Annotated in this window: 1 pseudogene; it reads right to left on the bottom strand. The window is 80.2% G+C overall.

Annotated features, from left to right (window positions below):
- A pseudogene (locus ACOV8S_RS24945) lies at window positions 1-312 on the bottom strand (hypothetical protein); the annotation flags it as partial.
- Between the last annotated feature and the right edge of the window lie 107 nt (window positions 313-419).

The following is a 419-nucleotide window of genomic DNA, read 5'->3' on the forward strand; positions in this document are numbered from 1 at the left end:
GTCCTCGGCCTTTCCGGGGCGCTCGCCCTTCTTCCGGTCCGCCGGACGTCGCTCGTCCTTGCCGGACCCGCCGGGCCGCCGGGAGCCGCCGGAGTCCGGGCGGGCGCCCTCGCCGGTCACCCGGGGGTCGAAGGCGCCGCCGCCGGGAGCTCCCGGCCCCGCCCCGCCGTCCTCGGCGCCGCCGCTCTCCGCGGACCGCGCCGGCCGGGCCCGGTCACCGTCCTCGCCCGGGAGATCCACGCAGCCGGTCGCCAGGGCGGAGACGGCGACGACCGCGGCGGCCATACGAACGGGGACGTACACACGGCGCACGGGAGCCACCTCCGAGGGCGGGGGGAGAGTCACCCTGCCCAACTCCCGCCGGGCGCAGGAGGACACGCCCGCGCGCCGCCCAATCACCACCGCCCGCCGCACCGCAC

Source organism: Streptomyces sp. CO7 (assembly GCF_053474865.1).